The sequence below is a fragment of the Streptomyces sp. JH34 genome (assembly GCF_029428875.1).
GTDB lineage: Bacteria > Actinomycetota > Actinomycetes > Streptomycetales > Streptomycetaceae > Streptomyces.
Genome location: NZ_JAJSOO010000001.1, coordinates 4717995 through 4743064 on the forward strand (window position 1 = coordinate 4717995; position 25070 = coordinate 4743064).

Annotated in this window: 24 protein-coding genes and 2 pseudogenes; 7 read left to right on the plus strand and 19 right to left on the minus strand. The window is 68.6% G+C overall.

What is annotated here, in order from left to right; all coding sequences use genetic code 11:
• The first annotated feature begins 112 nt into the window (after positions 1–112).
• Entirely contained in the window at positions 113–304 is a 192-nt protein-coding gene (locus tag LWJ43_RS21145) for a hypothetical protein (RefSeq protein WP_277333790.1), read from the plus strand.
• Positions 305–454: 150 nt separating this feature from the next.
• On the opposite strand, the gene LWJ43_RS21150 is transcribed toward LWJ43_RS21145, so the two are convergent.
• Positions 455–1174 carry a hypothetical protein gene (locus LWJ43_RS21150; RefSeq protein WP_277333791.1) on the minus strand — a complete coding sequence of 240 codons (720 nt, stop codon included), beginning with the start codon at positions 1172–1174 and terminating at the stop codon, positions 455–457.
• Positions 1175–1272: 98 nt separating this feature from the next.
• Between LWJ43_RS21150 and LWJ43_RS21155 the strand changes: the two genes are divergently transcribed.
• The 3 genes from LWJ43_RS21155 (at position 1273) to LWJ43_RS21165 (ending at position 5684) form a co-directional block, all read left to right on the plus strand.
• A complete protein-coding gene (locus tag LWJ43_RS21155; RefSeq protein ID WP_277333792.1) occupies positions 1273–2556 on the plus strand; it encodes a hypothetical protein in 1284 nt (427 codons plus the stop codon).
• Between the two features lie 564 nt (positions 2557–3120).
• The gene (locus LWJ43_RS21160; RefSeq protein WP_277333793.1) at positions 3121–3531 is read left to right on the plus strand and encodes a hypothetical protein; all 411 of its coding nucleotides are present in this window, start codon (positions 3121–3123) and stop codon (positions 3529–3531) included.
• Positions 3528–5684: a tetratricopeptide repeat protein gene (locus LWJ43_RS21165; RefSeq protein ID WP_277333794.1), complete on the plus strand. Its 2157-nt coding sequence runs from the start codon at positions 3528–3530 to the stop codon at positions 5682–5684. The genes LWJ43_RS21160 and LWJ43_RS21165 overlap by 4 nt, the downstream gene beginning before the upstream one ends.
• Positions 5685–5706: 22 nt before the next feature.
• Here the strand turns inward: LWJ43_RS21165 and LWJ43_RS21170 are convergent, their stop codons facing one another.
• The 5 genes from LWJ43_RS21170 to LWJ43_RS21190 all read right to left on the minus strand — a co-directional run bounded on the left by LWJ43_RS21170 (position 5707) and on the right by LWJ43_RS21190 (position 8698).
• Entirely contained in the window at positions 5707–6558 is an 852-nt protein-coding gene (locus tag LWJ43_RS21170; protein WP_030881320.1) for a methionyl-tRNA formyltransferase, read from the minus strand.
• Positions 6559–6648: 90 nt separating this feature from the next.
• A complete protein-coding gene (locus tag LWJ43_RS21175) occupies positions 6649–7266 on the minus strand; it encodes a DUF6879 family protein (protein ID WP_277333795.1) in 618 nt (205 codons plus the stop codon).
• Positions 7259–7528 (minus strand): hypothetical protein, encoded by a 270-nt coding sequence (locus LWJ43_RS21180; RefSeq protein WP_103510037.1) that lies wholly within the window; start codon positions 7526–7528, stop codon positions 7259–7261. Before LWJ43_RS21180 ends, LWJ43_RS21175 begins: the two co-directional genes overlap by 8 nt.
• 553 nt (positions 7529–8081) lie before the next feature.
• A complete protein-coding gene (locus LWJ43_RS21185) occupies positions 8082–8489 on the minus strand; it encodes an esterase (RefSeq protein WP_277333796.1) in 408 nt (135 codons plus the stop codon).
• Positions 8486–8698: a hypothetical protein gene (locus LWJ43_RS21190; RefSeq protein ID WP_030881314.1), complete on the minus strand. Its 213-nt coding sequence runs from the start codon at positions 8696–8698 to the stop codon at positions 8486–8488. The genes LWJ43_RS21185 and LWJ43_RS21190 overlap by 4 nt, the downstream gene beginning before the upstream one ends.
• A 220-nt stretch (positions 8699–8918) precedes the next feature.
• On the opposite strand from LWJ43_RS21190, the gene LWJ43_RS21195 reads away from it, so the two are divergent.
• The gene (locus LWJ43_RS21195) at positions 8919–9155 is read left to right on the plus strand and encodes a hypothetical protein (RefSeq protein ID WP_277333797.1); all 237 of its coding nucleotides are present in this window, start codon (positions 8919–8921) and stop codon (positions 9153–9155) included.
• Between the two features lie 475 nt (positions 9156–9630).
• On the opposite strand, the gene LWJ43_RS21200 is transcribed toward LWJ43_RS21195, so the two are convergent.
• The 6 genes from LWJ43_RS21200 to LWJ43_RS21225 form a co-directional block, all read right to left on the minus strand.
• Positions 9631–10491, minus strand: coding sequence for an SPDY domain-containing protein (locus LWJ43_RS21200; protein ID WP_277333798.1), 861 nt, complete (start codon positions 10489–10491; stop codon positions 9631–9633).
• A gap of 125 nt (positions 10492–10616) precedes the next feature.
• Positions 10617–11285, minus strand: coding sequence for a hypothetical protein (locus tag LWJ43_RS21205; RefSeq protein ID WP_277333799.1), 669 nt, complete (start codon positions 11283–11285; stop codon positions 10617–10619).
• A complete protein-coding gene (locus LWJ43_RS21210) occupies positions 11282–11758 on the minus strand; it encodes a hypothetical protein (protein WP_277333800.1) in 477 nt (158 codons plus the stop codon). The genes LWJ43_RS21205 and LWJ43_RS21210 overlap by 4 nt, the downstream gene beginning before the upstream one ends.
• Positions 11759–11786: 28 nt before the next feature.
• The gene (locus LWJ43_RS21215; protein WP_277333801.1) at positions 11787–12380 is read right to left on the minus strand and encodes a DUF4913 domain-containing protein; all 594 of its coding nucleotides are present in this window, start codon (positions 12378–12380) and stop codon (positions 11787–11789) included.
• Positions 12381–12473: 93 nt separating this feature from the next.
• Entirely contained in the window at positions 12474–12635 is a 162-nt protein-coding gene (locus tag LWJ43_RS21220; RefSeq protein ID WP_277333802.1) for a hypothetical protein, read from the minus strand.
• A 729-nt stretch (positions 12636–13364) separates the two neighbouring features.
• Positions 13365–13616: a hypothetical protein gene (locus LWJ43_RS21225; RefSeq protein WP_277333803.1), complete on the minus strand. Its 252-nt coding sequence runs from the start codon at positions 13614–13616 to the stop codon at positions 13365–13367.
• 1013 nt (positions 13617–14629) lie between these two features.
• On the opposite strand from LWJ43_RS21225, the gene LWJ43_RS21230 reads away from it, so the two are divergent.
• Positions 14630–15061, plus strand: a complete 432-nt coding sequence (locus LWJ43_RS21230) for a hypothetical protein (protein WP_277333804.1) — start codon at positions 14630–14632, stop codon at positions 15059–15061.
• A 46-nt stretch (positions 15062–15107) separates the two neighbouring features.
• Positions 15108–17369: an FxSxx-COOH system tetratricopeptide repeat protein gene (gene fxsT / locus LWJ43_RS21235; RefSeq protein WP_277333805.1), complete on the plus strand. Its 2262-nt coding sequence runs from the start codon at positions 15108–15110 to the stop codon at positions 17367–17369.
• Here the strand turns inward: fxsT and LWJ43_RS21240 are convergent.
• The 7 genes and pseudogenes from LWJ43_RS21240 to LWJ43_RS21270 all read right to left on the minus strand — a co-directional run.
• Positions 17366–18331 (minus strand): annotated as a pseudogene (locus tag LWJ43_RS21240) (DNA cytosine methyltransferase); the annotation flags it as partial. The gene fxsT and the pseudogene LWJ43_RS21240 sit on opposite strands and share 4 nt — an antisense overlap.
• A 297-nt stretch (positions 18332–18628) precedes the next feature.
• On the minus strand, positions 18629–19168 hold the full coding sequence (locus LWJ43_RS21245) for a hypothetical protein (protein ID WP_277333806.1): 540 nt from the start codon (positions 19166–19168) through the stop codon (positions 18629–18631).
• Between the two features lie 82 nt (positions 19169–19250).
• The gene (locus LWJ43_RS21250) at positions 19251–20420 is read right to left on the minus strand and encodes a DnaB-like helicase N-terminal domain-containing protein (RefSeq protein ID WP_277333807.1); all 1170 of its coding nucleotides are present in this window, start codon (positions 20418–20420) and stop codon (positions 19251–19253) included.
• A complete protein-coding gene (locus LWJ43_RS21255; protein WP_277333808.1) occupies positions 20417–20647 on the minus strand; it encodes a hypothetical protein in 231 nt (76 codons plus the stop codon). The genes LWJ43_RS21250 and LWJ43_RS21255 overlap by 4 nt, the downstream gene beginning before the upstream one ends.
• A pseudogene (locus LWJ43_RS21260) lies at positions 20644–22432 on the minus strand (type IV secretory system conjugative DNA transfer family protein). Before LWJ43_RS21260 ends, LWJ43_RS21255 begins: the two are co-directional and overlap by 4 nt.
• 177 nt (positions 22433–22609) lie before the next feature.
• Positions 22610–23107, minus strand: a complete 498-nt coding sequence (locus LWJ43_RS21265) for a hypothetical protein (RefSeq protein ID WP_277333809.1) — start codon at positions 23105–23107, stop codon at positions 22610–22612.
• Between the two features lie 27 nt (positions 23108–23134).
• The gene (locus LWJ43_RS21270) at positions 23135–23902 is read right to left on the minus strand and encodes a hypothetical protein (RefSeq protein ID WP_277333810.1); all 768 of its coding nucleotides are present in this window, start codon (positions 23900–23902) and stop codon (positions 23135–23137) included.
• Positions 23903–25070: the final 1168 nt, after the last annotated feature.

Sequence of the window (25070 nt, forward strand, 5' to 3'; positions counted from 1 at the left end):
GACACAGCCACCCACCGGGCCCGGCGTGACACGCTGCCTCAACCACCCACGCGAACTGGCACTTCGCGGAATCCCGGCGATGTGCACAGCCTGCAACGCCCGACGAGACTGGTTGCTCATCAACCATGGCCGCAACGTCTGGATCGTCTGCCGCTGCAGCAACCAGTGGCTCGAACCCGATATCAGCCGCGCCGACTTCGACGCCCTGATAGATATCCCAGACGGGACCACGTACCCCAGCATCGAGCACGGTCTCGCCGCGCTCGGCTTCGACGGGACCTTCGCCGGCACCTACCTGGACTAGGCTCACGTCTGCGCGGCCCGCTGGGGTCAGAGCGCTCCATCCTGAACCTCGTCTGACTCGAATAGCCCATCCGTGACCACGCCTCGCTCCGGCGTCGCAGCACCTCGCAAACACCGGAGCGGGCCGTTCGGGGACCGGGCTGCCGGCGGGTCAGCGCACGGTGAGCAAGACAGCACGCCCATGCTTGTTCATGTAGCTGAAGAGCTGAGCGACGTGGCTGGGGTGGAGCTTGATGCAGCCGTAGGACTTGTAGTCCTGCACGCCCTCCCAGCGCCGCGGGCTGTCGGCACCGTTGCGCGGACCCTGCTTCCTGTCCTTCGTCATCTCACTGTGGATGAACAGTCCGGTGCGCTCGACCTTGCCGGTGCGGCAATTCGTGTCCGGCAGGCCGATGGCGTAGCCCTTGATCGCGCCGTTCCGGCCGGTCTCGAAGGAGGTCGGCTTGTACGTGCCGTTGGGAAGCCACCCGGCTTCGCTCGTGCAGTCATCCCGGTAGCTTTCGCCCTTCTTCGTATTGTAGTTGGCGGCCGTTCCCAGCCCGGAACCCGCCCGGTACGTGGCGATGCGGTCCCTCCCGTTCCAGATCTGCAAAGTTGAGTTGGACGGGTCCTTTGCATTCTTCACGAACACGAGGGCCACGCGGGATGCCGAAGCAGCGGAGTGCTGAGTCGACGGGGCACCAGTGGCCGGTGCGGCCATAGTGGTGACCACTCCAGTGGCGAGTACGGCCGTGGCCGCCGTCGCCGCGATAACACTCTTGAGATTGTTCATGGTGTCGGCTCTCCTGTTGCTTTCGCCGTCGTTGGGGACGGCGGCCGGAATCTCCGTGCCGCCGGAACTGACTGTGCCGTAGCCGAATCGGGAGAACACCAGTGCAAGAGAACCAGGGATTTGCAGCGCAACTTGCAGCTCCGTAACCTGCTGTCTCTTCGTTGCACTGCAACGAAGAGACAGCCGGAAGGGAGCCAATGACCGAGGAATCAGGGGATGAGTTCGCGGACCTCGCGCGCGGCCTCGTGCAGGCACTGGATGCATGGGCAGCGTGTGTGGGGGAGCCGATCTCCAAGGATAGGCCTGCACGGAAAGTATTGGTCAGGGCGCTGGAGCAGGAGCGGGCTACACCAGAGTGCACATCGCGTGCGCCGATCGACGGGCCAATACTGTCGTATTGGCTACGCGGCCGCAGGCAACTCCTTCCCGGCACCAAGCACAACCGGCTGCCCAGCGTGGAGGATAGTGCGGCTATCGCACGAGCGCTGAAGCTGTATGCACCCGGCAATGCGAAGCGGTTACCGATGATCGGCCGGGAGATCGCCGATCTGGCACACAGGCTTCAGGAGACAGCCGGACGCGGGTGGCGCCGTCGGATGGGGGAGAACGGATGTTTGTATTCCCCCGGGCAGATCAGTCATGGAGAGTCCATCGGGACTTCCGTGGCCGTTGCATCGAGCGAAGCAGTTAAACCACACCTCACAGAATCTGTCCCACTCCGGGCGAACGTGGAATCGACGGCAGTTACCGAGCCGGAACTGGCAGAGCTGTTTCCGGTCGAACCCGTCACCATTGCAGTCTCACCCGGGGCGTTTGGTGCAGCAGTTGCGACTGAGGCGGAATCCGGCGTGATCGTGGCGGCGGGAATCACCGACCGGACATCGCGCCCGGCGAAGAAGAGGTGGATCGGGGCACTAGCACTCACCGCCGCGGCGGCCGTGTCGATCGGCCTGTGGACGTGGTCGGGCGACGAAACGCCGGCCACGGCTCTCAGGGGCCCGGCCAGGTCGGCGTCACCGAGTGCGCATGCCATGGACGCCGACGGTCCCAACGCTGATACCTCCGCCGTGTCAGGCAGCCTGAACGGGAATCACCGATGCGGAAGAACGCGGAGCGCGGGGACGGTGGTGTGGAAGCCATGCCTGCTTGTCGCTGACGAGGCGATGATGGCTTTCCTCGTTCAGTTCACCAACACCTCGGGCAGGCCGATGACAGTGAAAGCGAAACTCGCCTACGTCCAAGCTTCCGTGGAGCAGACCTGCCCTGCTCCCTGGGGAACCTCGGCGACCATCACCATCCCAGCCAGGGCCACTCGAATCAGCCCGCTTGACACCTGCACCGCTGCACTGACACCCATTCAGGCATTCCAGGCCAAAGTCTGGGTAGCGCCGTACGACGCGACACAGTGGGCATACCGGGAGCATTCGCCAACCCTGCACGTGCAAGAAGCCGGCAATCCAGTGTGGGCCGACGAATCCTAGAAGCGGCCCGACCGAGGCGGCCAGAACGAGGCTGATGACGGCCGGACCACGCGAGGCGATGGACAGAGGCGATGGACGGAGGCGATGGACGACGTCCGGCGCTCCGTGGCGTGCTTCGCCTTACCGAGTACGGCAAGGCCGCCCTTGCCTGTTCGGCGCGGGCGTCCTTCCGGTTAGTAATGGGCGAGTTAATTTGAAAGGTCGAGGGCGGCGGTCGCGATGGTGAGGGCGGTGCACAGGCCGAGTGCTTCGTGGATGGTCGGGTGGACCAGACGCGGCCGGTCGTCCGGTGCGGCGGGCCAGGAGGTGAGGCGTACCTCGGTAGTAGCCAGGCTCAGGTGGGCGGTGACGTTCCAGCCGGCGGGGGAAGTCGGCTGCCGGTGGTGGCGGATGCGTCCGACAGGGAGTCTGGGGGATTCGGTGGCGAGCCGAGTGACAACTGGGAGCGGTAGGTCCGTGGCAGTGGGCCGAGGACGGCGCGAGATGCCGCTGAAAGCCCGGTGTACTGACACCACGTCGGCTCCATAGAGTTGTAACCCGAGCCGGATCGAGGGAGGGCAAAGGATGGACGCGGAGATCGCGCTTTTAGCGGGTACTGCCGGTACGACGATCGCGACGCTGCTGGCGACCGACACGTGGAACGGTGTGCGGAACGGCGTGGTCAGTCTGTGGCGACGTGTCCGGCCGGACTACGAGGAGCAAGTCGGCGCCCAGCTCGACACGTCGCGCCGGGACCTCCTGGGCGCGCAGAGCAGTGGTGACGAGGAGGCCGAGCGGGAGATCGCGGCGGAGTGGCAGGGCCGCATTCGCCGCCTGTTGGTCGCGCACCCCGAGCTGGTGGCGGAACTGCGCTCCCTGCTGACCGAACTCGACCCCGGCGCACCCTCCATCCCGGCCGTCACCCAACGTGCGACCGCCTCCGGCAGTTCGCGTGTCTACCAGGCCGGCCGCGACCTGAACGTTGACCAGCGGTGACCGGCCGCAACGACGGCCGGGCCACTGAACAGGGACGCGTCTACCAGGCTTCCGGTGACCAGCACATCACCGAACACCACCATCACAGTGCCGCCTGGGCCGGCCCGGACTCGGTAAGGCATCCGCCCATCGGCCGAGCACCGGCGATCCTGAGGGATCGCGGCGAACTCGTCGGACGCCTGAAGGAGGCCGTGACCGAGGACGCCGGGAGCACCGTGTTCGTCCTGCACGGCCTGGGAGGATGCGGGAAGACTGCCGTTGCGTGCGCACTCTTCGAACACGCCACCCGCGAACGCGGACGCCTGGGCCTGTGGGTCAATGCCTCCGATCAGGCATCCCTACGGGCCGGGATGCTTGCTGTGGCCGCCGACCGAGGCGCCGGCGACGGTGAGCTGATGGCCGCGCGCAACGGCTTACGCGCGGCTGCGGACTTGGTCTGGGACCATCTCGACCGGTCCGACGCACCATGGCTGCTGGTGCTGGACAACGCCGATGACCCAGCGGTGCTACGGGACGGCGGATGGCTGCGCACCAGCCCGCGCGGAACCGTCCTCGTGACGACACGGCAGGCTGCCGGACACTGGTGGCCCGCCGCTGAGCTGCTGTACGTGGGTGTCCTGCCGCGTGAGGAGGCGGCTCAGGTCCTGCGTGATCTCGCCCCGGGAACGGGTTCCGCCGAGGACGCGGCCGCCATCGCCGACAGCCTCGGCCGACTCCCGCTCGCCCTGACTCTGGCCGGCGGGTTCCTGGCCCACCAGGTGATCGACCCCTGGACGATGGTGGAGTACGGGCGTCGTCTGCAGGAGCGTCCGGACCCCATCGAGCTGATCGACCAGGGAGCCGTCGAGGCGGGCAACGACTCGCGGCACCTGGTCAGCGGAACGTGGCAACTCTCGCTGAACTCCCTGACCGGGCAGAACCTGCCCGAGGCCGTCACCCTGTTGCGCCTTCTGGCCTGCTGGTCGAACGACCCGCTGCCCCTGTCGCTGCTGGCCAACGCCCGGCTCGACCTGCCCCTGCCCGCAGACCGGGTGGAACTGGCACTTCGGGGACTGCTCGACCACTCGCTCACCGAACTCGTCCCCGGCGACATCCGCTGCCTGCGCACGCACGGAGTGCTGCTCGACAGCGTCGCACGCATCACCCCGGTCGATGAACGCGACCAACTCGCCGCCGCGGCAGCCGGACTCCTTCTCCACTCCCTACCTGCATCCCCGGTACGCGGCTTGCGGGACAGCCTCCTCACCCCCCTCGCTCCCCATGTCCTGGCGCTGCTTCGCCGCGTCATCACCTGGCCTGAGATCACGATCGGCACCGCCGAGTCCGCAGCCACCTGCGTCCTGCGCCTGGTGACGGCCCAGCATCGCTCCGGCGATTACGCATCTGCACTGGCCATGGCCGAACAAGCGACGACTCTCGTACGACGACGACTGGGAAACGATCACGTCCTGGTGCTGCGCCTGCGGCAGCGGATCGGGAAGGCGACCGATCGTCTGGGGCGCCTTGAGGAGGCAGCGGATCTCCACCGCGGGCTGCTCGACGACCTCGAACGGGTCTGCGGTCCCGAGGCGCTCGACACCCTGACCACCTGCCTCCATCTGTCCCGCCCGCTGGTCTGGCTCGGTCAAGTGACGGAAGCCGTGCAGTTGATGCACCGGGCGGTTGCCGGGCGAGCCGAACTGCTGGGCCCGTGGCACCCGCTGACACTGGAGGCGAGGGCATGTCTGCTCGAACTGCCTCCTGGCCCGGAGTTGGACCGAGAGGCACTGGCAGGAACGGATCTGGTCGCCGACTGTCGCCGTGAGCTGGGCCCGGACCACCCGATCACACTGTCGGCCGACCTCAACTGCGCAGGTGCGCTGCTCAACACCGGAAAGCACGCCGAAGCATTGCTGTCGGCCCGCCGTGCGCTGGCGGCGCATGAACGCCGGTTCGGAACTCGATACCCCATCACGCTGGCGGCACGAAGCCTGCTCAGCAACGTCCTGCACGCGGTCGGCGAGGACCGGGAAGCCATCGAACAGGCGGAAATCGTCAGGAAATGGCGCGAGCGGGTACTCGGTCCGGAGCACCCGTGGACGAGGGCAATCCGGGACAAGCTCGCGCGGTACCGGCGTTCCCTGGCAGAGGCAACGTCACCAGACCCGAACTGACTCGCGGTGGTCCGGGCTCTGTTCAGGAATCGGAGTCCGCCACCGGTGCGGACTCCGTGATCCACACGGGTCCATCTCCACACATCACCTTGATTCCGTCCGCCGGCTGCAACGATGTCCTCAGTACTCGCAGACGACGGTCAGCCACCACGGCAACTGGGCCGGATCTTCCGGAGCTGCCGAACCTGACGGCGCGTACCTGGTTGTGGATATCTTCCCTGGCGGTGTTCCACTCGATCTGAGAGAACTCGGGTTCCATCCACCCCGCGTAGGTGGCCGACCTCTCCTCCTGCGGTGTACCAGGCGAACCGGCCACGGCCAGCGAGAGCGCGCGGGGCAGAAGCCGCTCGATGAATCGGTCAACCTCTTCCCACAACAACTGGGGGGCGACATCGTCGCCCAACGCGATACCTGCCTCCTGCGCCAGGATCCCGCCGGAGTCGAATTCGCTCTCCATCCAGTGGATGCTGACGCCGATATCCTTGTCGCCGTTCCTGATCGCCCAGTTGACCGGAATGGGGCCTCGGTACTTCGGCAGCATCGACGTATGCACGTTGATGGCCCCCAAGTTCGTCGACCGGAGTACCGCCGACGGTAGCTTCCAGGGGAAGCCGTAGCAGACGATGAGATCGGCCTGGTATCCCGCGATGATGTGCGGCAACATGCTCTTCCGGCCCGGAATCAGCAGATCCATCCCGTTCGGCAGGGCGTCGACGATCTCGCCCACGACATCGCCCGCACCGCGTCGCGACGGCTCGCCCGGCCGCAGCGACCGAGCGTGCAGGTAAGCGACGGGCGTGTGTCCGGCCCGCTCGCACACGCGGTGCAGGAGGGCGAAGCCCTGCGCGGAGTATGAAATCAGAATAATGCGCATTTATAGCCCTTATGCTGCGGCAGGCTTCCGGCCGAAACTCTTATGCCCATCCCGGACTCTCCATCGAGCTCGGGGCGGGATTGCTCGGCTCTACTCCTCGGTCACGGTCGGCGGAGGCAGTTGGGCGATCCGGCGAGTGAAGAAGTCGTCCAACGACTCAGCAGCCCGGTGCATCTCCTGGATCGTCTTCCGCCATCGGGAAATGTCGCGTGGATCGTCGAAGCGGATACCGCCGGCGAGTTTCCCGTCGTCGTCATAAAGCACCTCGTACATCACCGAGGAGCCGAGGACCACGACCTCCGGAAGCGGATGCTGCGCTTCGTGCCGGAGGATTCCGTCCCCGCTGAGGACTCTCGTGTCCTCCCCGCACTGGGCCTTCAGGTTCAGCAGGTGGAGCTCCCACTGGAGGTACGGAGCGATGGGCTCCTCCACACAGCGGACACGGTGGAGGGCGAATCCGCTTCCGGCGATTCGCCGGAGGTACTCCTCGTAGTGCCCCCGCTGTTCCTCGATCAGCGCCAGGGCCTCATCCCAGCGCCCCTTGCGGAAGGCCTCCCAGCTCTCCACCCCCGGCTCCTGGAAGCTCTGCTGACGTTCAAGCTTCCAGAAACCCTCGGGGCCGGAACCCCAGAAATGGCGACCGAAGTCCTCGGAGTAGTCGTCAAGCCCGAGGCGCAGACCTGGGCCGTGGGCCTGTGAGCTAAGCATCAGGGAGGTCTACCTTCGCCGCAGCGGCTGTCCTGCGGGGGATTACGACGATTCGTTCATCCGGGGCGACAACAAGCCCTGGGGGCAGGATCGGCAGGTAGGAATCGGTGAGGTCGCGGCCAACGACGGCGATGTCCCCGTTCTCCAGTTCCCAGATGTCCGGGCACCCTTGCTCGCCGCCCGTGGTCCCGAGCTCGGTGGGGGATTTACCCAGGCGACGCACCAGCGGCGAAGAAGGATCGGCTTCCCAGCCCCGAATCATCACGGTTCTCCATTCAGTCCCCCCGAAGGTAACCTAGATCACACCTGACGCAACGTCGGGCAGAGACTTCCAGCCATCCGAACACAATGGCTCGTCCCCCTGTATCGACCGATAGCCGGGCGGATCACGGCGAAGTCGCCCGGGGTGGACCGGCAGGAACGACCGGACTCACGCCGGGCCGACCGTGACAGCGCTTCACGAATATGCACTGCCGTCCCGTTGGTCCCCGCGAGCCTTGTGGCAGTCGATGGGGCGCGCTGGAGGGAGAGCGCACCGGTCGGTCTTCGACGGACCTCGGACCCTGTGGGGAACATGCGGTACGGGCAGCGAAGGGAGGGTCGACGGCACGGTTGCCAGAAGCGGCATCGGCAGCCCAGGCCGCAAGGGACTGGCGGTCGCCCTGAGCAGAGCTTCTCGGCTGTCCGCCGACGCACCGTCACCCACGCACGCCACAGGACGCCCCCGCATCTCGTAGGCATCCCGATAGCGGTGGCCGAGGACCGGCCCCTCGACGAGTTGGCTGCGGAGTTGGAGGAGGGTGTTGCGGTCCCGGTCAGACCTGGGCGAGGCGGTTCGAGAGATCGAGGGCGGCGGTCGCGACGGTGAGTGCGGCGCACAGGCCGAGTACCTCGTGGATGGTCGGATGGGCCAGATGCGGCCAGTCGTCCGGTGCTGCGGGCCAGGAGGCGAGATGTACCTCGGCGGTGGCCAGGCCCAGGTGGGCGGTGACGTTCCAGCCGGTGGGGGAAGCCGGCTCCCAGCGGAGGCGAATGCGTCCGAGAGGGAGCCTCGGGGATTCGGCGGCGAGCCAGGTGACGTCGAGCGGCCCGTCGGGCAGGACGGAGAAACGCTGGACCAGAGCGCCGCGTACACCGCTCGGCATGGGGTGCGCGGCGATGCTGTGGAGTGGAAGGACGTGCGACGAGATAGGAACATCCAGGGCGTTGATGGGGTTGGTCATGTCCAGTTGAGGGCCTCGCCCACCGCCGCGGGGAGGTAGCCCTCCTGGCCGTCGTCGGCGATGAACGCTTTGCCGTCCCGGACGATGACCTCGGCTCCCACGTGGTGGGCGAAGGGGAAGTCGGGGTTGACGGCGAGACGGATCGGCAGGTTGGGGTCAAGCTCCTGGAGCTGACAAAGCACATGGCCGACGGTCAGGTGACGGGGCACGGAAGGCCTCCAAGATCGGTAGGAAAGGGCGGGTGCGGGGAAAGCTGGTGCGTCTGCCCGTCGGGCAGCCGGAATGGGCCACGCACGTTGTGCGGGAGGTCACGCGGAGGCGTTCATGGTTGGACGATCCATTCGTTGACCTGCGGTTTTTCCCGACACCTCTACGTTGGCATGCGGTGAGCCGAAGTCCGTAGTCCTTTCCGGGGAAGTGGGGTCTGCCGTGGGCGAACTGGCCGCCGCCAGCAGATGGCCAGCGGCCCGGGAATGGACCGGCGAACCCGGTTGTCGTATCCGGGCTGGAGCGCAGGATCCGGGCGGCAGGGCGGCAGGGCGGCCGTGGACGGTCGGCGACATCGCGATGGTCGCCGACGGCCAGTGGGCCGTCGGTGCGCGGTGCGGGCGCTGGGACGAGGGCGCGGTGGTGGAGGAGCGGATCGCGGAGGGGTGCCGTGCCTAGTTGACGGTGGAGGAGCTGGCCCGCGTGGTGGGCTCCCGCATCGGGGATGTCCACCGCGACGAGGACCTCGCCTGACCGGTCAGTGGCGCGGCCCCGGGCCGGCCACCGGCGGGCCGACAGCGGCCGAAGGGGCGGGCTGATCGGGTACCTGGCCCAGGGGGCGTGGTGTGCCCGGAGCGGGGGACGGCGGCCTGGGCCAGCCGGACTGCCGGGGCCGAGGCCGTGGTCGCGGCGGATTCGCGGGCTTCGATCACGTGGCTGATGGCCTGCAGGGACGTACTGCTCTCTGCCTTGGCGACGCGAAGGTCTGCCGCTGAGCTGGTGATCCGTTCCAGGTCGTAGAAGGCCGGCACGTGGCCGGGGCGGGTCAGGGCGTGCAGACGGTCACGGTCGCGGCGCTGTCGGTGATGACCATGGCCGCGCGGATGCGCATGGCCGAGCGCAGGAACGGGGCGTGGGGGAGAGGGCGTGTTCGTCAGCGGGCGTACCCGGAGCGCGGGGCCTGCGGAGCCGGTGGCGAACGCGGCGACGGGGTTACGGGACGAGCCGCGGCAGTCGTTGGCAGCACCGTGGAGCGGGAGTTGGCTGCCTGGATACGGCGGATGTCCAGGGGTGTGGGCATAGGCGGTTTGACCGGTGTCGCGGTGGCCTGTGAGGGAAGGCGTCGCAGGTCATAGCCGTAACGGATAACTGGCGACGGGTCGGTGAGGGCGGTGTTCATCGCGGTCACCAGCCTCTGCGGGGTGAAGGAGGAAGCGGTGGCGTACCACTGGTTTCCTGGCGGCCCGGCGAGGGTGAGCCAGCGTTCTTGATGGCCCCGCATCTCGGCGGTGTGGTCACGGTGGTTGTGGCGCAGGTAGACCTCGGCCAGGTGGTCGGGCGACTGGAAGAAGACGTTCTCGGGGCTGTAGCTGTGGCTCCAGCCCGCCGCTGCCAGAGGTGTGCCGGCATCCAGCGCGGTCAGGGCGCTGTTGCCGTGGTGGAGGTAGGAATCGGGGCCCTCGGCGTAGGCGGCGGCGAGCGCCGTGGTGAAACCGGCGACGATCTCGGTGGGGGTGCCGCTCTGGAAGGTGACCAGCCAGTGTGGCGTCGCGTAGTCCGAGCTGTACGCGGTGATCTTCCACAGGGCGTCGTCGTCGCCCTCGGGCAGGTAGGCCAGGCGGACCCGCTGGTCAGCAGTGTTGACGTACACGTTGCCCACGTCGTCGCCGTTCAGCAACCAGCCGCTGTCGAGGAGCGGACGGAGAGCGGGGTCACCGGTGAACGTTGATCCGGCGAGGTAGCGGGGGCTGACGTGGTACTCGCGCCACTGCTCATCATCCGAGCTGAAGGTCATGGGAAGTTCCTGAAGAAGACGGGGAGGGGAACGCGCCTACGCACGCTGTGGAACGGGCCGTTCGGCCGCACACGGGCGCCGTGGAAATGAGCCGGATCACCGGCTCTGGAACGGGTTGTGGAGGCTCATCCGGCCGTTTCCATCCGGGCGAGCAATGAACGGACCAGGGTGGGCAGGTGGCCTGGGCCGTCGCTGATCCAGACGTGGTCGGTCGGTTCGCCGAGGACGTACGTGGCGTCGTCGAGGAGGCCGCTGGAGATCTCCATGCAGGCGTCGGTAATCCGGGTGATGGCGAGCAGGGACTCGGAGAGCACGGCGACGTAGTCGCCCGGCGGGAGGTGGGCGGCCTTGGCGGCGGTGCGGATTTCCGTCAACTCCAGTTCGCTGAAGGCGAAGTCGAGCTCGCTGTCCTGCTCGTCGCCGTCGGGCGTGGTGAAGGTCGGGTCCGGTGGCTGTGTGGGGATGCCGACGCGGGTGCAGATCTGGTCGACCGAGGTGGTGAGCTCGGCGAGGGACTCGGTGAGCCATCCCAGCGCGGAGGCGTAGGAGGCCAGGGTGAACAGACCCGTCGGCGTCGCGGGGCGCGGCTCGTCGGCCAAGAATTCTTCGAGCCGGTCGTTCAGCTCGCAGATCACCCTGGGTCCGGCCGACAGCGCACCCAGTACGGGATGCAGATAGGAGCGGCTGGCAGCCGTCGGGTACTCGGCGGTGAGGATCCCGGAGACACTCTGCGCGGCGTCGGTGAGCAGGCCCGCCAGTTCGGTACGAGTCAGCGGGGCGCGGTCGACGATCACCGGTGGGGAGCCTTTCGGGAAGCGGTGGCAGGGGGCCGGGCCGCCGCCACTGGGAGGGGCGTCGGCTGGTTTGCCGTGTGGGGAGAGCGGGAGCGTGCGGCCTGCACGCGTGCTTCGGCGGCCGAGGAGGTTGTCTCGACGTCCGCGTTCTGATGGGGGCCGGTGCGCAGGTGGGCCGTGCGGTAGACCGCGTACTCCTTCCGGCTGCCCGCGGCGACGAGATAGACCTCGCGCTTGTGGTGCGAGGTGGACGGGGCGGGGCGGAACTGGATGACCATCCGATAGGAGACGGATGGGTCGACGTACACCTTGTGAAAGCCCGCGAGACGGCCCTTCAACGGCAGGCAGTCGTCACTTCCGTGGACCAGGTTCTGCAGCTCCAGCAGCGCCAGATCACGTATCGCGTCGGGGAGTTCGCGCAGGTCCGCGATGGCGTCCGGGTGCGCGGCGAAGGCGAAGCGGGCGCGGCTCACATCGACCTTCCCGGGCTGAGTACGTCACTCATGCCGCCGGCCCCAACGGCTCGGGCGCGGGGGTGGCCAGCACGCGGTGGTTGGGCCGGTTCGGGCTCGTCGTGCACGCGGCGAACGGACCGTCGGGAGCACGGAGGTGGACCAGCGTCTGATCGAGGTGGTCGCGGTGCCACGTCGAGGGACCGGACAGGCCGGCCTCGGCGTCGGTGAGCTGCTGCCACGAGAGCCAGAGGGCATGCAGCCGCGCCACGGCCTCAGGGTGTTCTTGCCACAGCGCGCACCACGGGCGGGTCGTGCTGATCTCTCGCCCGTAGATCGGGAGGAAGAGATGGTTCACCCAGGCAGCGAGGGCGGCGAGTTCGACCGCGTACGCCTCACCACCCAGGGCAACGATGAACACCGAGGCGGGGCCGGCCGCCGGCTCGGAGCCCGCTGCTGTTGCCAGCGCGCCTTCGGTCGGTGGGGGGGCGGGTGTGGGCTCGGAGCCGAGGCGATCGAGGAGGACGCCGTGCTGCCTGACCTCGGCCATGGTCTTGGCGAGGCTGCTGGCCAGGTCGTCGAGGTTCCCGTCCGGGACGCGGAATGGCTCGGGGCCGGGGGCGGTCGTGCTGGTGTCGGACATGGGGACGTGCTCCCTCTGTGGGACGGCGACATGCGGAAGAGGATCCGGAGAAGCCGCGATTTGGTCCGGCCGGGGAAACCCGGTAGCCGGGCGCTACGCCGCCGTGCAGTGAGGGCAGCGAGGGAAGGGCGGGGCAAGCAACCGCACTGCCCGGGCGACCTGTTGAGGTACGACACCGTTGCCGAGCGCGGTGAGCTGGGCGGGGCGGCCGAGCCCCGGGGTGGCGGTGACCCAGCCGGCATCGAGGTCCTGCATCCACTCCACGAAGTCGACACGCAGCCGTCCGGCCGCGTCGGTGGGCGCCGGGGCAGGGCGGGTGAGCGTCTCCCATCGGGTGATGGCGGCTGCGTACGCACCCCATCGCCGCTCTTCTCCTATTGCCTCCAGAGCGGCAGAGCCACCTTTGGCGGGGGAGTCGGCCGGCCCTTGCCCGGTCGGCGTTCCGGGGCACCCGGGTCGCGGGCCGGCGGTGTGGGCGGCAGGGACGCTGCCGCGCTCGGCAGGGTCATGTCGCCGTGGCGTTACCGCTGCTTGGGCGAGCCTTTGGTTCCGTCCGACGCCTTCGGGGTGGGCAGGAGCCACTCCACCTCGTCGGCCAGGTTCGGGCCGTGGCCCCCGCTCTTCCTCTTGGCGGGGTGTTGCGAGCCGCCGTTCCTGCCGATATTGCTGGTCGGCGTCTTGAGCAGGGGGTTCGGCGGGCCAGGCAGCGAGAAAGGTCCGCTCGCGGCGGTGCGGCGCCCCGATGGCTGGCCTGGGGTGTCTCCCAGACACCACGGGCAGAATTCCAGGTCGCCAGGGGAACCGGCGGGTGAAGTGAGGAGCCCGCGCACACTCTCGATCACAACCAGGCAAGGTCGGAGGGCCTCGCCCGCACGGGCGACGTACAGCCACAGCCCGGAGCGAGTCTGGGAGTGGAGTCCGACCCGTCGGCCGGCGACCGAGACATCTTTGACAGGGGAAGCCCGCCGTCAAGACGCACACCCGCTATGTCGCCCAGGTTGGGCACCCCGGACCAGTGGCGGGCCAGGATGCGCGAAGCGTTCGGATCGACCTCCGCGTGCCAGGCTGGAGGGCGGAGGAAGCAGGAGCGGGCTCGGAGCCCAGACGGTCGAGGATGACGCCGTGCTGCCTGACCTCGGCCATGGTCTTGGCGAGCGTGCTGGCGAGATCGTCGAGGTCCCCGTCGGGGACGCGGAACGGCTCGGGGTCGGGGTTGGTCTTGCTGGTGTCGGACATGGGGGAGCACTCCATCTGTGGGGCGGCGCCATGGAATGGAGGATCCGGAGAAGTGCGGTTTGGTCCGGCCGGGAATTCGCGCTAGAAGCGCTTTAATGGCCGTTGGACCGGCCTCGTTCCGGTCCCACGACATCGGAGCGGCTCGGCTGCCGGGCGAAGGCCAAGGGCCACGGCCTGGTCGAGGGCCTCGGCGAGCCGGTGGCCAGCGGCGGTGAGCTCGCCGGGATGGTGTCGCCGCCGGTGGGGAGTACCGCGACGACTCCGATGGCGTGGACGGCGGCTTCATCAGTCTTCTTGCGCCTATTGAGCTATGACGGCACAGGTTTCTGGCTGGATCAGGAAGTAATCACTCGCTTTAGCTGGTGTACTGGACCTGTCGGGGAGCGTCACGGACGTGCCGAGGCGTTGGCGAGGCGGATTCGCAGAAGGGGAACGACGTGACGCATGGGTGGAAGATCGCGCTCATTGTGGTGGCGTTGGCGGGCATTGTCTCTACGCCGCTGATCTGGTTGCTTAATGGCCCGGACAAGGGCCAGTTGGTCGGGGCCTCAGTTCAAGGGGCGGTGAGCATCCTGGCCTTGCTCTGGGCTGTTTTTCAGACCTCAGGGCCAGGTCCCGTTGACCGGGTTACGCGCTCAGGGGCGACGATCACTCGGGACGGCGGCCAGGCGACGACTGGGGTGAAGCGGCGCAAGGGCAAGGGGAGCGGTGAGGCAACTGTCCGCGACAGCGGGAAGAGCACGTCAACTGGGCGGAAAAGCAAGGGCGTAACGGGGATCGACTACAGCTGAGCCGCCAGCAGAGGTTTGGATAGCAGAGCTTGGAAAGGTCGAAGCGCAGTCGCCCCAGCATCGGAGTGCAGCCAGTGCGTCTACCGGTGCGCGGACGGGCGAACGATGGCGGGAGCGGCCTGTGAAGAGAGTGAGAGTGGCAGCATGTTGGGTGAGACGCTGACGAGTTTGGCCACAGAGGGCGGTACTGCTGTGGTTGAGGCCGTAGGCAATAGCGCTTGGATGGAGATGCGCGAGCAGGTGGCGGGGATGTTCGGGCGCGGTGACCTGGCCCGCATGGAGGCCGAGCTGGCACGGCTTGACCGTACCCAGCACCTTCTGACAGAGGGAGAGCCGGCAGATATCGCCCGCGCGCGAATTCACCAGCAAGGTGTGTGGCAGGCCCGGTTCGAGGCGCTGTTGGAGGACACCAAAGACGCCGAGCGGGAGCGGGTGGCCGGGGAACTGCAGGCGCTTGTGCACCTCGTCGTCTCCACCGCTGGCGGGGACGCGGCCATGGGCACGGGCAAGGCTACGGCGCGGGACGGAGGCCGCGCCACCACTGGCGTCCGTCGTACTGGTATCAGTACTGGGCTGGCAGTCGCGGTGAACACGGGGGACGCTGAGGCCACCGGTAAAGGGTCCGAAGCGGTCTCGGGGATCCTCAGTACCTGACCCGGCCGAGCGACAGCTACAGGCCGCACCAGCACTGGAGGACAGTTTGGACGCGACGGGACCGGACAGCACGGATGCCGCCTACACTGTAGGTAACGGTGGCAACAACGACTTCGGCGCGGGGCCCACGTCTGCCGTTCAGTCAGTGGTCGACAGCGGCGCGGTGACCGCAACAGGCGGTGGAACGGCTGTCAGCGGCATCTACAACGACAACTCCACCGTGGTTCTGCCGCCGGAGATCCTGCGCGCGGCGGCCGAGACCAACGCGCCCGCAGGTATGGACAACGTGCCCTTTCGGACGAACCATTTCGTCGGGCGCGCCGCCCACATGGACCGGCTCGACGCCGCGATGAGCACGCCCGGTGCGACGCCAGTGCAGGTTGTGCACGGGCTCGGCGGCGTCGGCAAGAGCACCCTGGCTGCTCACTGGGCCGCCACTCGCCCCCACGGACGTACTCCTGTGCGCTGGATAACCGCTGACAGTCCCGCCAGCGTCCAGCAGGGCTTGGTAGCCCTTGCCACTGCCCTGCAGCCAGCTCTGGCGAAGGCCCTGACTGCGGAGGCACTGGCTGAGTTCGCCCTGCAGTGGCTAGCCAGCCACACCGGCTGGCTAGTCGTACTGGACAACGTCCACCGCCCCGCCGATATCGCCCCGCTCCTGGCCCGTGCCCCCGCTGGCCAGTTTCTCATCACCAGTCGGCTCGCCAGCGGTTGGCACGGCACGGCAATCCCTACCCGCCTCGACGTCACAACGCCCGATGAATCCCGTCGGCTGCTCATCACCAGGATCGGGAGCTATGACGGAGATAATCCAGATCTCGACGGCGTGGATGAACTCTGCGCGGAACTGGGGCATCTGCCACTGGCCCTCGAGCAGGTCGGCTCCTACATCGCGGAAGCAGGCCTCACCCCCCGTGCCTACCTTGGTCTGCTGGCCGACTCCCCGGCAGACATGTACCGCGAGGGCGAAGAAGGCCGCGCTGTCGAACGGACCATCGCCCGGATCTGGCGCATCACCCTCGATCACCTCGCCGACACACCCCTCGCAGGCCGTGTCCTGCGCACTCTCGCCTGGTATGCCCCCGACCAGATCCCCCGTAGCCTCCTCAACCATCTCGGTACGCTGCCCGCCGTCCATAGCGCTGTTCGACGTCTTGCCGCCTACAGCATGATCACCGTGACCCCCGATACGGTGACCGTGCACCGGCTCGTCCAGGCGCTCGCCTGCACCCCCGATTCCGACGACCTCCATCGCCAACCCCACGACATCGCTCAAGCCCTCGACGACGCCACCACTGGTCTGGCCGCAGCGGAAATGGACAACGGGGACAACCCGACTACCTGGCCTGCCTGGCGTGCTCTCCTTCCCCACATCGGCGCCATCGTCGACAGGGCCCCGCCGAACACGGATACCGAGACCACCGCGGTCGTCCTCAACCAGGCCGGACTCTTCCTCGCCGAGCAGGGCTTTATCGCCCGCGCCACCGCATACAGTCAACGTGCTCTCAGGGCCCGGGAGCGGGTACTTCCCGAAGACCACCCACACACGCTGACTTCGCGGAACAACCTTGCTGGCTCCTACCACGCCGTTGGCGACTTGGGGAGGGCGATCCCCCTCTACGAGCAGACCTTGAAAGCCCGGGAGCGGGTCCTTCCCGGCGACCACCCACACACTCTTGCCTCGCGGAACAACCTTGCGGGTGCCTATCGCGATGCAGGCGACCTGGACCGGGCGATCCCTCTCTACGAGGAGACCCTGGTTGCCCGGGAGCGGCTCCTTCCTGACGGCCACGTCGACACGCTCACCTCGCGGAACAATCTTGCCAGCGCTTACCACGCCGCAGGTGACCGGGAGAGGTCGACGCCCCTCTACGAGCAGACCCTTGCGGATTCGGAGCGGCTCCTACCTGACGGCCACCCCCTCACTTTGACCGTGCGGAACAACCTTGCGGGTGCCTATCGCGATGCAGGCGACCTGGACCGGGCGATCCCTCTCTACGAGGAGACCCTGGTTGCCCGAGAGCGGCTCCTTCCTGACAGCCACCTCGACACACTGGCCTCGCGGAACCACCTTGCCCGCGCGCATCACGTCGCAGGCAACCTAGAGAAGGCGATCCCCCTTTACGAGCAGACCTTGGCAGCTCTGGAACGGGGCCTTCCCGACGGCCTCGATACGCTCGCCCTGAGAGTCAAACTCGCTGATGCCTACCAGGAGGCGGGTGAACTGGAGAGGGCGCTTCCTTTGTACGAACGCGCCATGACGGATGCGAAGCGGCTCCTCTCTGACGGCCATCCCGACAGATGCTAGGAGTCGTGTAGTCGGACCGCGATCGGTCCGGCCGGGAAACCCCGGTAGTGAGGCGTTAGGCCGCCGTGCAGCGAGGGCAACGCGGGAAGGGTGGGGCCAACAACTTCACCGCTCGGCTGGCCTGTTGAGGAACGATTCCGTTGCCGAGCGCGGTGAGCTGAGCGGGGGGGGGCCGAGCCCCGGAGTGGCGGTGACCCAGCCGGCGTCGAGGCCCTGCATCCACTCCACGAAGTCGGCGCGGAGACGCCCGCCCGCGCCAGTGGGGACCGGTGCGGGACGGGTGAGCCTCTCCCATCGGGTGATGGCGGCTGCGTACGCTCCCCATCGCCGGTCCGCTCCTCGCTCTCGGCGACTTCTCCGTCCATAGCGGCAGGACCACCGCCGACAGCGGGGGACGCCAGCCCTTGCTGGGGCGGCGGCCCGGGGTCCCGGTGTCGCTGGCCCTCGGCGTGGGCAGTAGCGATGCCGCCGCACTGGGCAGGGTCATGTCCCCGTTGCCGTGCCGCTGGTTCGGCGAACCCTTGATCCCGTCCGACGCCTTCGGCGTCGGCAGCAGCAGCCATTCGACCTCGTCGGCCAGGTTCGGCCCGTGGCCCCCGCTCTTCCTCTTGGCCGGGTGTTGCGAACCACCGTTCTTGCCGATGTTGCTGGTCGGCGTTTTCAGCAGGCTTTCCGGCGGGCCAGGCGGCGAGGAAGGTCCGCTCGCGGCGGTGCGGGGCGCCGATGTCGGAGGCGCGAAGCACGAGCCACCTCGCGTCGTACCGGAGGTCGGCCAGGGATCCGAGTACGGCACCGAGTGCTCGCAGAGGAGGCTGGCCTGGGGTGTCTCCCAGACACCACGGGCAGGGTTCCACGTTGCCAGGGGAACCGGCGGGGGAGGTGAGGAGGCCGCGCACATTCTCGATCACAACCAGGCAGGGTCGGAGGGCTTCGACCGCACGGGCGACGTGCAGCCACAGTCCGGAGCGGGTCTGGGCGTTGAGTCCGGCCCGGCGGCCGGCGACCGAGACGTCTTTGACAGGGGAAGCCCGCCGTCAGGACGCACACCCGGGGGACGGTGGACCAGCCGACGGCCGTGATGTCGCCCAGGTTGGGCACCCCGGGCCCAGTGCCGGGCCAGGATGCGCGAGGCGCCCGGATCGACCTCCGCATGCCAGGCCAGGCTGCCGCCGAGCACGGACTGCACCCCGAGGTCCAGCCCGCCATACCCCGAGCAGAGCGAGCCGATCAACGGCGGGCGCACGCTGCTGGTCCCCATGTCACGGCCTCCGCACAATCCGGCCCGGTGCAGCCGCTGTCGGCGTGGCAGCGAGAGGCGCGGGTTGGGGAGCGGGAGCTGTGGTCGTGGACCGGCTACGGGCGGCTCGGAGCCGTACGGACGGAGGCGAAACCGTCGCCGATGCGGCGTGAAGGGAGTCGGCGGCTTCGCGCAGGGCCGTGTCCGCCGAACCGAGAGCGTCTTCCATCACCCGCACTGCTGCCTCCCGGGCGTCCTGGGCGTCGGGCCGGTTTCGGAGATGCTCGGTCTGGTTCAGGAAGGCGAGCTGGTGAGCCGTCTCCCCGAGGGCGGATGCCGCCTCGCCGGCAGGTCGCGCAGCGGCAGCGAAGCCCGCGATGACCCGGGCCGTGTGGACTTCGTGGTCCTGGGCCGCGGCCCGGAGGAAGACCTCATGGCCCAGGTCGGTGATCAGCTCGCCGAGTTCGGATATCTGCCTGGCGACGGCGACGATGCCGGGCGAGCGGTGGTAGTTCCCAGCGACCGGGAGCTTGCCGCGCTGGGCGTCGAAGGCCGAGGCCATGGCACTCAGGGCAGAGATGTCAGAACTGGGGGTGTTGTTCACGGTGAATCCCAAGGGAGAGGACGAACAGAGGACGGGGCTTTCAGCTGTGGCCGCGCGAGGGAGACCGCACGACAGCAGGGCCGGGCGCAGAGCGGGTCCGGGCCGAGGACGGCGAGATTGGGTGTGGCGTGCTGCGAGCGAGAGCGGCGTGCACCCGCGCAGGAGGAGGCCCGTTCGACGAAGAAGCTGGGGCCGGTGACGGCGGAGAGTGGCCGTTCGCCGTCCGCCAGCGGGTACGTATGTCATCGAGTGGACCGAGCGTGTGCAGGGCGTGATTGATGAGATGCCCAGGGGACAGGGACTCGTTCTCCGCCAAGCCCCGAATGGTGCGAGCAGAGGCGACGGCGGTGCGGGTGACCGAGGAACGGATCACCTGCTCACCGAGCCACTCGGCGCTGCCAGGACCCACACCGTCACAGATGACGGCGACCTGCCCGCCGGACAGCGTGCCGTCGGCCAGCAGACCGCGCCGCTGCGCCTCCCAGACCAGGGTGATCCGGTCGATGGGCTCGCCCCGGTGGTGCAGCGCGCCGAGGCAGCGGTAGAGCTGCCCGTGGGCCGGGTCGGCGAAGTCGCCCGGCCGCAGCCAGTCCACCACCTCGTCCATGGCCCTCGGCCGCTCGACAAGGACGGCCAGCAGGAACCGTTCGTCCTCGGCGACCTGACCGGCCCGAACCGGCGGCAGGGCGGCCGGAGCGGTGGCCAGCGGCGTAGCGGGCGGGACCGGGCGCGGTTCAGTGCCCCACCGCCGTGCGAGATCGTCGAGAACCCCGGTCAGAACGTCCGCGTGGTGCAGGGCGCCCTCGACCTCGCCCCGCAGGGCGTCGGTGCGGGCCGCCTGGTGAAGGCGGATCGCGTGCGCGGTGATGCTGCGATGGATCGCCCCCTCCAGCACCATGCGGCCGTACGCCGGAGCGTGTTCGGGACGCGGGCAGGCAGAGACCAGGGTGTGTGCGTAGACCGCGCTCAGCCCCCGTACGTGGTGGCCGGCCTCCTCGACCGCAGCGGTCACCCACGACAGCGGCACCGATGTATCGGCTGCCAGTCCGGGGTGGCCATCGGCCCGGAGCCTGCGCAGCGCGGCGAACAGCGCCTGGTGGACCGGCCGGTCGAAGTGATCCGGTGCGAGCCAATCAAGATGCGCCAGCTGGTCCGGATCGAGGAGCACGGAGCCCAGGACCGCCTGCTCCGCGCGCAGCAGCGGGTTCATCGTCGCCCCCCGGCGTCGGAGGAGGGAAGTTCATCGTGCCGGGCGCGGAGATCGGCGACGGCCTGGTCGGCAGCGGCCATCGCCACGGCGAAGCCGTCCAGCACACTGGTGAACACGGGGTCGGTGGCGATAATCGAGCCGACCCCGCTGACCAGCCACCACTGGCCGTCGCGCAGAACGACCGGCGAACGTTCGAGCCGCCCGGGACGCGGCGTGGGCGCACTCATGCCGACAGCCCGAAGCCGTCACGGCCGTGGGTCTTCGCGATGGCCCGTTCGGTGATGGCCTTCGTCGCGCGGGCGGAGGCCGGGCCGATCTCCTTGGCGGACGGCTCCCTGTACCAAGGCCGCAGATCAAGCATCGCCACTCGGATGCCGGTGGCCAGGAGCAGTGCCTTGCCCTTGGGCAGGGCGCGGATTGCATCGGGCGGCAGGATCCGCTCGCTGCGCATACTGACTGAGGTGGACTTGCTGCCGTCGCTGGTGGAGACCGAGGTGGTCTGGACATCGTGGTCACCGACCTGTCGGCTGAGGCGGTCGGCGAAGTCGGCGTCATCGATGCCGGATCCGATGATCTTGATGGTGGCGGCGGACCAGAGGGCGTCCATGCCGGCCTCACCCCAGCACCGCTGGCCCTGGCGGTAGGACTGCAGGATCGTCATAGGGATGACGCCCCGGCTGCCCAAGTGGCTGTAGAGATCGGGGAGGTCCGAGATCTTGCAGACGTTCGCGGCCTCGTCGAGGACGCAGAGGGCGGGCGGGTCGAGCCGGCCGCCGGAGCGCTCGGCGACGATCACGGCCGCGCGCATCACGGCGTCGGCCGCCGCGGCGATGATCGCGGACGCGCTGCCGCCGCCGTCCTTGCTGAGGAGGTACAGCGTGTCGCGGGAGGTGGCGAAGGCGAAGGGCTTGAACTCGGGGAGGCCCTTGGCGGGGATGACCCAGCCGGCGACGTCCGGGTCGAGCAGGCAGCTGGCGTACTGCCTCGCGGTCTCGTAGATGCCGTCGCGGGTCTCGGTGGCGCCGGAGACGGTGCCCTGGAGTTGGGCGGCGACCGCAAGGTGGCCGGCATCGGTGAGTAGATCGACCGGGGTCCGGTCGGCGGGGGCGGCGAGCCAGCCCAGGACATCGGTGATCGGCCGCCGGTGGCCGGCGGCGGCGAGGAACAGCGCGCCGAGCGTGTTGGACGCGGCGGTGGACCAGAAGTCGGAGCCGTTCGACTCGTCGACGCTGGCGGCGACGAAGTGTCCGGCAAGGCGTTTCGCTCCGGCCAGGTCGCGGGCGTCGGCCAGGATGTCCCACCACATCTCACGTGGATGGTGGGCGATTTGTTGCGGGTCCAGGGTCCAGATCGTGCCGACCTCGGCGCGGGCGTCGACCGTCGCGGTGAAGGCATCGTTCGCCGCCTTGTTCGACGTCAGCAGCACCGGGCCGGGGGCCGCGAGAATCGCGGGGATCGCCAGTCCGGAGGTCTTGCCGGAGCGCGGGGCCATGATCGCGACGATCACGTCCTCCCACGACGCACGGACATCGGCCCGCCCCGGGGAAAGAGCGCCGAGCAGGATGCCGCGGTCAGCAGGAGCGACCTCTTTTACACCTCCGGCCGCTCAGAGACGGCCGCAGGTCCCGGGCCTTGGCGGTGATCTCCTTGTCCAGCAGCGGGGCGAGGTCGCCCTTCCGCGCGAGACCGTTCTTCGCACCGCCGCGCAGCCGCATCCACACCACCAGGCCGAGGACCGTGAACCAGACGGACAGCAGGCCGGGGATGATCCGTGCGCCGATGAGCAGGGCGGTGGGGCTCAGGTGCGGCCACAGCACCTCGGGGTGCAGCAGCGTGTCGGTGGCCGTGTACGGGGCCCAGGGCCCGGTACCGACGAGGGAGTTGCTGAGGTTGCCGGTCAGCCAGGCCAGCGAGCCGAAGGCGAGCACGATGCCGATCAGGCCGAAGAGGAGATAGAGGAGCGCGTCCGACCCGGTGGTGGTCGAGGGCGCGCTGGTACGCGGTGCGGGCATGGCGAGTCCTGAGAATGAGCGCAGACGAGTGATGGGTGGTGGTGGGCGAGGTTCAGTCTTCTGCTGGTTATCGGGGCACTCCGGTTCGGGGCGACAACGCAGCGCGGGGAGCGCTCCGGCGAGGGCATCGCTGGCAGGAAGGCAACTGGTGCACCACCTTGGCGGGGCATCGGGCGGTCAGAAGTGAGGGTTCTCGGTGGTCCGCTCGGCCTCGGTGGCGGCCTGGAGCAGCTCGGCGAGGTCGTCGGGTTCGGAGGAGCGCTGGTCGATCCACCACCCGGCGCGGGTGACGGTGCGAGCGGCCTCCTCGATCTTCTCCCACTCTGTTTCGCTGGTCTCGCCTTCGAGGACCAGGACGGCGTATGCGGCGGCCAGGGCCTGGTGGCGGCAGCGCACACCCCAGGCGACGGCTCGCTCGGTCCCGTCCAGGGGCGGCATCCGGTACTGCTGCGACCAGGCTTCGGATTCGGCCCGTTCTTCGGCGCGCTTAGCCTTCAGCCAGGCGGTCTTGTCCGGTTCGGCGCCTTCCTCGGAGGTTCGCCAGCAGTCGGTGCACTCCTGCTTGGCGAGCCACTCGGCAAAGCCCGCACGCCGGTCGGCGGCCCGGTTGGACAGGTCGCGGTCGGCCTGGTGGCCGCAGGAATGGGTGATCTGCCAGACGGTCTTCACGGCCATGGGAACGGTTCCTTACGGGAGGTGGGGTTAGCGGTTGAGGGCGAAGGCGATGCGAGGGTCGACCGGCCGGGCCGCCGGAGCGGAGGCGGTGGGAGCGGGCACCGGCGTCTTGGCCGGGAGGCCGTCGCGGGCTGGGCTGGCAGCGAGAGCGGCGGCGCTGACGGAGGAGGCACGGGTGAAGCCCCGGTCGTGGTCGGGGCGCGCGGCCGTTGCGGGCGCAGGAGGGCGGCGAGCTGCTACGTCCTGGGTAAGGGAGGGCTGCACCGCGACCTGGAGATCGGATCGATGCATCGACAGCGTGGCGTCGGCCACCTTCCCCAGGGCTTCGCTGCGGGCGGTGGTGATGGGCAGCGTGTAGACGTCCAGGGCCGGGTTATGGCGCCAGCCGTGCTCCTCCAGGACGAGGCGGCCGCCGAGCGCGGAGGAGTGGTCCTCGGTGGCCGCGATGATGCCGAGCTGCGGATGTTCGGCGAACGCGACGTCGGGAACCATGCGCGGCGGCCGGTCAAGGTCGGCGGCCGCTTCCGAGGCCAGTGAGGGGTCGAACGTGGCATCTACGTCGACCTGGTAGTCGGCGTCGCGCAGCAGCGTGACGGCCCGGGTGGCGCGGCCCTGTCCGTCACGTTGTTGGTCGGCCAGTGCGTACAGCGTCGGCTGGTCAGGGACGGGGTGGAAGTCGAAGCCTTTCAACATCCATGCGCTGGCTGCGAGATGTTTTGGGTTCGCGGCGACGATGCCGTAGTCGGGGTGGCGGCCGATAGCTACGTCGGGAAGCGAGTCGTAGTGGGTGGACATGGCTGATCCGTCCGGTGCGGCTCGGGAAACGCGGTGGTCGAGGGCCGAGATGGTTCTGCTGGTGCGGGGCATCGAGCACTCCGGCGGGAAGTGGTCAGCGACCGAGTGAGGACGGAGGACGAACGGGCGGAAGCGCGGGGCGTACGGCCGAAGCTGCCGGCGTTGGTGCAGGGGTCGTGCAATGGGCGGTCGGTGAGAGTGCGCGAGCGGCACTCGCTCGAGACGAGGCAGCGTCCGGTCGTGGAGGCACGCCCAGCTGATCGAGGCATCCGTCGATGGCGGCGAGCAGGCTGGGGGCGCTGCCGCCGTGCTGGGCGTGGGGGCCGCCTGGCTCCGAGTCGTAGATCACTTCGTGGACTGTGGAGTCGTCGGGATGCCCTCGGGTCACCAGCCAGCTTTCGGGGTGTCCAGGTGGGTGGTCGGTCGGCGGTTCCTGGGGTGGCGAGATGATCAGCGAGCTGCCGTCCGGGAGGTTGGCGTGGACGATGTAGTCGCTGAGGCCGTACTCGACAGTGCACACCAGGCCACGCTGCCGAAGGGGCGCGGTGAGGTGTCCGTATCCGTGCTCAGGCCCCGGCAGGCCGGCGACGGCTTGCTGGAGGAGCAGTTTGCTCGGGCGAGCGGATATCGGTAGGTCCTCCTGATGGAGTGGAACGCGGGGTTCATCGGGACGCATGAGTTTTCTCCTTCTCCCTGGCCGAGTGCCCCGGTGACCGACGGCGCTAGCCGCTGGTAGGGGTGAGGGGCGCGGTGTTCCACGAGGATGCGGCGATCGGCCGGTTTGGTGCCGCCGGAACTCGGTGCTATCGACGTCAGCGGGAATGACGTGGGGGCTTCGGGTTCGACGCCGGTGGTGCGGGAGGCGAAGCGGGCGAGGCCTCGCGGTTGCCGAGAGCGGAGCGAGCGAGGGCCGCCTGGGCTCGGTCGTTCTGCGAGGGCCGATCGGGAGCCATCTGCTCGGCCAAGTAGCTGGCAGCCCGAGCGAGTGCCGGGCCTTGACGGGACAACTCGTCGGCTTAGTACCAGCCTTCGGAGTTGCGGATCTCCTGCGCATGGCTCGCGTAGATCTCCCGTGAGCCAGGGAGCGAGTCGTCCATGAGCGCCATGACCTGGTCCCACTCGTGCCGGACCTGGCCTGCCCGTTCCAGAGTGGTGTCGATCGCGCGCA

Excerpts from the sequence above, each read along its gene's own strand:
- LWJ43_RS21175 (WP_277333795.1), bottom strand. The coding sequence starts at position 7,266 with ATGCTTAGCTCACAGGCCCACGGCCCAGGTCTGCGCCTCGGGCTTGAC.
- LWJ43_RS21225 (WP_277333803.1), bottom strand. The coding sequence starts at position 13,616 with ATGTCCGACACCAGCAAGACCAACCCCGACCCCGAGCCGTTCCGCGTC.
- LWJ43_RS21265 (WP_277333809.1), bottom strand. The coding sequence starts at position 23,107 with ATGGCCGTGAAGACCGTCTGGCAGATCACCCATTCCTGCGGCCACCAG.
- LWJ43_RS21180 (WP_103510037.1), bottom strand. The coding sequence starts at position 7,528 with ATGATTCGGGGCTGGGAAGCCGATCCTTCTTCGCCGCTGGTGCGTCGC.
- LWJ43_RS21270 (WP_277333810.1), bottom strand. The coding sequence starts at position 23,902 with ATGTCCACCCACTACGACTCGCTTCCCGACGTAGCTATCGGCCGCCAC.
- LWJ43_RS21155 (WP_277333792.1), top strand. The coding sequence starts at position 1,273 with ATGACCGAGGAATCAGGGGATGAGTTCGCGGACCTCGCGCGCGGCCTC.
- LWJ43_RS21255 (WP_277333808.1), bottom strand. The coding sequence starts at position 20,647 with ATGAGTGCGCCCACGCCGCGTCCCGGGCGGCTCGAACGTTCGCCGGTC.
- LWJ43_RS21215 (WP_277333801.1), bottom strand. The coding sequence starts at position 12,380 with ATGTCCGACACCAGCACGACCGCCCCCGGCCCCGAGCCATTCCGCGTC.
- LWJ43_RS21230 (WP_277333804.1), top strand. The coding sequence starts at position 14,630 with ATGGAGATGCGCGAGCAGGTGGCGGGGATGTTCGGGCGCGGTGACCTG.
- LWJ43_RS21185 (WP_277333796.1), bottom strand. The coding sequence starts at position 8,489 with ATGACCAACCCCATCAACGCCCTGGATGTTCCTATCTCGTCGCACGTC.
- LWJ43_RS21170 (WP_030881320.1), bottom strand. The coding sequence starts at position 6,558 with ATGCGCATTATTCTGATTTCATACTCCGCGCAGGGCTTCGCCCTCCTG.
- LWJ43_RS21250 (WP_277333807.1), bottom strand. The coding sequence starts at position 20,420 with ATGAACCCGCTGCTGCGCGCGGAGCAGGCGGTCCTGGGCTCCGTGCTC.
- LWJ43_RS21245 (WP_277333806.1), bottom strand. The coding sequence starts at position 19,168 with ATGGCCTCGGCCTTCGACGCCCAGCGCGGCAAGCTCCCGGTCGCTGGG.
- LWJ43_RS21220 (WP_277333802.1), bottom strand. The coding sequence starts at position 12,635 with ATGCAGGACCTCGATGCCGGCTGGGTCACCGCCACCCCGGGGCTCGGC.
- LWJ43_RS21160 (WP_277333793.1), top strand. The coding sequence starts at position 3,121 with ATGGACGCGGAGATCGCGCTTTTAGCGGGTACTGCCGGTACGACGATC.
- LWJ43_RS21200 (WP_277333798.1), bottom strand. The coding sequence starts at position 10,491 with ATGACCTTCAGCTCGGATGATGAGCAGTGGCGCGAGTACCACGTCAGC.